General features: G+C 60.6%; 3 protein-coding genes. All 3 read left to right on the top strand.

Features of this window, described 5'->3' with window-relative positions:
- Positions 1-755: 755 nt before the first annotated feature.
- Entirely contained in the window at positions 756-1,745 is a 990-nt protein-coding gene (locus tag OXI69_02550) for a DmsE family decaheme c-type cytochrome (GenBank protein ID MDE2665012.1), read from the top strand.
- A complete protein-coding gene (locus OXI69_02545) occupies positions 1,742-3,745 on the top strand; it encodes a hypothetical protein (protein ID MDE2665011.1) in 2,004 nt (667 codons plus the stop codon). The genes OXI69_02550 and OXI69_02545 overlap by 4 nt, the downstream gene beginning before the upstream one ends.
- Positions 3,746-4,556: 811 nt before the next feature.
- Positions 4,557-5,299 (top strand): sodium:solute symporter (locus OXI69_02540; protein ID MDE2665010.1); only part of this gene is annotated, 743 nt, incomplete at its 3' end.

Genomic DNA, 5,299 nt, shown 5'->3' with positions numbered 1-5,299 from the left:
CCACGCAGGGCTACGTCCGCATCCGCAAGGTCTCGGGGGCCAATCCCTTCCTGGCCTACGGGGTGGTCAACGACGGCGGGGCTCCGGGTGAGAGAACCGGAGACGGCGCCTATATCCCCGCCAGGGAGTAGGGTCCCGCTACGACGACGCTCGGTCGGATCAACCTCGGGGACATGGCCGCGAATAGTGTGCTGTCTCCACAGCCTTTGCTGAAGGCCCCACTTCCGATAAGGAAGAACATTCTGGGATCAGCGGCGCGGGCAGGCACACGATCATTCAGGTCGATCCTTTTCTGCTCCCCCGGTGAGTCAGAGGACAGCTAGCCTGCATTTCTCAGTGCGCCATGGAAAGGCGCCATCTTCCAACCGGTGCGAAACCCGTCCAACAACTGTCGCTCCGGTTGGTAGCAGCCGGGCGGATCATGGAGGTAACGATAGGGTCTGAAGCCCCCTGTTGAGAAAGTCGGGCCAGTTTCCTGGTACCAGACGAGGAAAGATCGAAATCTGCCGTGTAAATATTGGGGATTCGCCGTTTATTGATTAAGTCGATCCAGTTAGGGCAATAGAGAGACCCCTTTTTCGGGGAGAAAACTATATATTGTACCTGTGAGTGAATAGTATGCTGCATGGTGGGTTTTGATTGAATCCGTCTAAGTCGATTCCGTACTATTGAATTCAATGCTGCCGGTCGATTGGGAACCGTGCCCGCAAAGCGGAAGCTGTGAGAGAGGCGTCTCACCGGCATTCGGACCCGGCATGGCGCGCATGGTGGCGACCCTGCCCATCGTCGTTCTGGTTTTCCTTGTTGCCCCCTTCGTTTCCTTTGCGCAAGCCGAGTGGCCGCCGGATCGCCACGTCCTGCGTGCGTTCCACGAGGAGCACTGGCCAACCGGCCAGCAATTCCTGGGCAGCCGGATTTGCCAGGGCTGTCATCCGGCGGAGTGGGAAAACTTTCCCCGCGATCCGCACTTCAAATCGGTGGCCCTGGCGAACCGACCCACGGGGAAGACGGGCTGCGAGGGATGCCATGGCCCGGCCGGCCTCCATGTCATCGACCCTGACAACGGGAAGATCGTGGCGTTTCCCGAGATCGAACCTGGCCAGGCCCAGGATGTTTGCCTTCGCTGCCACAGCCAGGACATCGGCAAGATGCATATTCGCCGGTCGGCGCACCTGACGGGCGAAGTCGGTTGCACGAGCTGCCATTCGATCCACAGACCGCACGAGGTGGGTGCGCTGCTTGCGGCCGAGCAGCGGAGCGTCTGCTACGGCTGCCATCGGGAGATAGAAGCGCGCTTCAACATGCCGTTCAAGCACCGGGTCAACGAGGGCGCGATGGACTGCACGGATTGCCACAACCCACACGGAGCCGCCCTCGCGACCTGGCGCACGGCGCACTCTCCGAGGATGGTTTCGCACGGCCTCGGGAACGACATTGCCTGCACGAAGTGCCATTCCGACAAGCGTGGTCCCTTTGTCCACGAACACGCGCCTGTCCGAGTCGAAGGCTGCCAGGCTTGCCACAACCCGCACGGCAGCACCAATGCACGCCTGCTGAACCGTCCTTCAGCCTTTGTTTTGTGCCTGGAATGCCACAACGACGTCGGGGATTTCGGCCTGCGTGCCGATGGCATCCGTTCGCCGAACTCCTGGTTCCACAACCTGGCCGACCCTGCGTTCCGGGACTGCGTCCTCTGTCACTCGCGGATCCACGGCTCGAACGCCGATCCGAAGTTTCGACGATGAGAAGGTACTGCTTCCTACTCGTGCTCCTATGCCCCTCGGCGTTTGGACAGCAACCGGTCACCTATTCGGCCAAAGTTCCAGCGAGCTCTCGTGAGTTCAGCGGCTACAGAATCTCGAATTCCTTCGAATTCGGGTATCGATTCGCCAACGTCGGCGGGGACCATGACCTGTACCGGGCGAGCGTGAATTTTGGCGACGGCTTACGTTTGTTCCGAGGCAGGCTGCACGTCAACTCCCTCGATGGCAAGGGCAGCGCATTGGACAAGTTCTCGCTACGCTCGTCCGGAGCGGCAGGGGACCCGTATCAGGCCCACATCATCCAAGCCGAGAAGAATGGCCTGTATCGATACGACCTGCAGTATCGGCTAGTGAGGTATCACAATCGCTTGCCAGCGCTCTGGAGCGGCGAGCACGGCCTGACCGTGGAGCGCGCGATGCAGACTCATGACCTCACGGTCTTTCCCGGGTCGAACTTCGAGGTGCTGCTGGGATACGACCGAAATGGACGGTCCGGCCCGGGCTTTGCGTCCGTGGGAACGACGGACGATTTCGGCGTGCTGGACGCGCGCAACTACCTTCGCTATCAGGCCAACCTGCAGCAATCGAACAACCAGTACAGGGCCGGATTTACTGCGAAATTTGTCGGACTGGCCTTGACCGCGACGCACGCCGTCGACGCTTACGAGGAGGAAGGGAGCCAAGCCGACGCGTCCGGGCTCCCTTCCGCCACATCGAACATTCAGCTTGTAGAGGACTTCACCCGATCTCAGCCATTTCACGGGCGGACTTCGATCACGACGCTGGCCCTGCGGACCAGGAAGGACCGCGTCATTGGATTCAACTCCCGGTTCGTCTACGCCGGCGGCAGGCGAAACTCGGTTCTGACGGACTACATCTCGGCGCCGGGTACGGCTACTACGATAGCCGGTTACCGGGAGGCATTCATCGTTGGCGACGCCAACCGGGAGCAGAGTTCCGGCGAGACCACGATCGTGCTGCTGCCGACGCCGCGCTGGACAATCACCAACACGACGGCATTTCACAACACCCGCATCGATGGCGACGCGTCAATTGTAGAGATCGGCTTGTTCCGGGACGAATACCTGCGGTTCAGCCACCTCGGAATTCGCCGCATTTCCAATGCAAGTGAGGCTACCTACAGAGCGCTCAAGGGAGTCAGCATTTACGGCGGCTACAGGTTCTCGACGAGAAGGGCAAGGTCGTCGGACGCCTTGCGATTTGCGGATTTCGGATTCGGCCGGGAATTGAAGTCTGTGGACAACCAATTCCAGTCCGGCGCGGCGGGGTTACGCTGGCTGCCCGGGCGCAATGTTCGAGCTTCGTTCGACTTCGAAGTCGGCAGGGCCGACCGTCCGCTGACCCCGACGAGCGAACGGCGTTTTCACAACCAGTCGGCTCGATTGCGCTGGCGAGCGCGGGATTTCACCGTCAGCGCCTATTTCAAGAATCGAGGTAACGCCAACCCAACCGAATTGCTGGCTTACAGCTCGAAGAGTCGCAGCCAAGGCGTTCATGCCTCATGGCTACATCCGGATACGGGCATGGTCCTGGACGCGGGCTACAGCTTGCTGAACATGGATGTCTCGACGGGCATACTCGACCTGTTCGAATTCACTGGCGAGCCCGAACGCTTGCGCAGCGTCTATGCCGGCAGCATCCACAATTTGAACTTTGCGATTCGTGCGACTCCGGCGCAACGTGTGACACTGAACCTTGGCTACAACCTGACGAAGGACACGGGCGGCGGTGACTTCGACTTGGCTTTCGCTGAGCGATCGGCGTTCTCGCTCGAAGGTGCGTACCTCATGACCAGCCTGCCGATGTCGTACCATTCGCCTCAGGTTCGTCTCACAGTGGAGATGAAAGAGAATCTCGCGTTGAACTTCGGCTGGCAGTATTACGGCTATTGGGAGCGGATTGGCGGCGTTCGCGGCTTTCGCTCGCATGTGGGCTACACGAGCCTGACAGTCGGCTTTTGACCGGTGTCCGGGCTGAACGAGCCCGAGCACTCGACTGGCCGGCTTTGTCCGGGCGAATGGCCGCGCGAATTGCTGCCTGATCGCCGACAGAGTCCATTCTCCAGGCCACGTTCGGTGCCTGCGGTCTGGCGCGGGGCGGTCGTCGGATCGCGGTGGTGGCAGGCCGTCGGCGTGTCTTCCGGGCGGAGCAGAGCGCAGGAAAGAGGCCGAAAGAGACTTTTCGGAATGGCGACCGGTGGGCTTGGTCCTGGTTAACGGACGGGCGGAGATGTTTGCAGCAACAATTCCCCCCTTATCTTGGGGATGGCAGTGGATTGCAAGGGGTGTTGGTAGCGAGTCTGGCCGAGGCAGAGCTTAGATAAGACACTCATAAATAAAATGGTTATAGACTCTAATGGATGACGCTAGACATCACGGCATTTAATGTGACCGTTGCAGCAGCGTCAGCGGGTGATTGTGGCGTGGGGCGGCGTTTCTTTGGAGAGGCAATGCGTTCCCGAACGGGTGCTTCCTATTCGCCGCATTCGCGGCTGGGTTGGTGGAGAACCCATACGACCCCGGGTTGACACCCAGGGCTACCCTGAGCCGCAGCTTCCCAGCTCTCCCGTAACCGACGACACTGCATAGGGGAACGTGCTTTTTTCGAATAGTGCCCCGGGCGCAAGCCCGGGGGTTCGAGCCGAGCGGCGTCGTCAGGATTGATGTTGCGCAACCGAGAAAACGCCTATCGTGCCGGCTTCCTTTTCGAGCGGCGAAGCCACGGCGGCGGCCATCATTTCCGACCTCCAACGCAGTCAACGGTTAAAACCATATGATCGGTATTGAAATCAGGTTGCTGGATCAACTGGTGGTGGCCGCCAGCTTCGCGGTGCTGATCCTGATCGGCGTGCGCTCGGCCCGATCCAGCCAGACCGACGAAGGCTATTTCCTGGCGGGCAGGTCCATGCCGGGATGGGTCATCGGATTTTCGCTGATGGCCACCATCGTCAGCTCCGTCACCTTTCTGGCGCTGCCGGCCTTTGCCTACGGCGAGGGCAACTGGCGGAACTTCGTGTCCCATTTCGGCTACATCCCCGCCATCGCTATCGCGGTCCACCTGTTCATTCCCATGTACCGGTCGACCCGGGTCAGTTCGGCCTACGAATACCTGGAGCGGCGGTTCGGGCTCTGGGCCAGGATGTATGCCGGCGGCACCTTCATTCTGTTTCACTTCATCCGCACGGGCATGGTGCTCTACACGGTCTCCCTGGCCATCCAGTCGATCCTGGGCACGGGAGAGGACTCGGTGCCGGCCATTATCGTGGTCGGGGGCGTGCTGGTATCGGTCTACACGGTGGTGGGCGGTCTGAGAGCCGTGATCTGGACCGACGTTTTCCAGGGCATCGCCCTGATCGGCGGCGGCCTGATTTGCCTGCCCGTCATCCTGTCCCAGATTCCCGGGGGGTTCTCCGAGTTGATTCGGGTGGCCGCCGCCGACAACAAGTTCGACCTGGGCGATCCCACCTTGAGCCTTCAGGGGAAGACCCTCTGGGCCTACCTGTTTGCCGAGTTCAT

Source organism: Acidobacteriota bacterium (genome assembly GCA_028875575.1).
In the GTDB taxonomy this organism is placed as follows: Bacteria; Acidobacteriota; Terriglobia; order Versatilivoradales; family Versatilivoraceae; genus Versatilivorator.
Note: the sequence above shows the minus strand (reverse complement) of the source record. Positions and strands in the feature narration are given on the sequence as shown.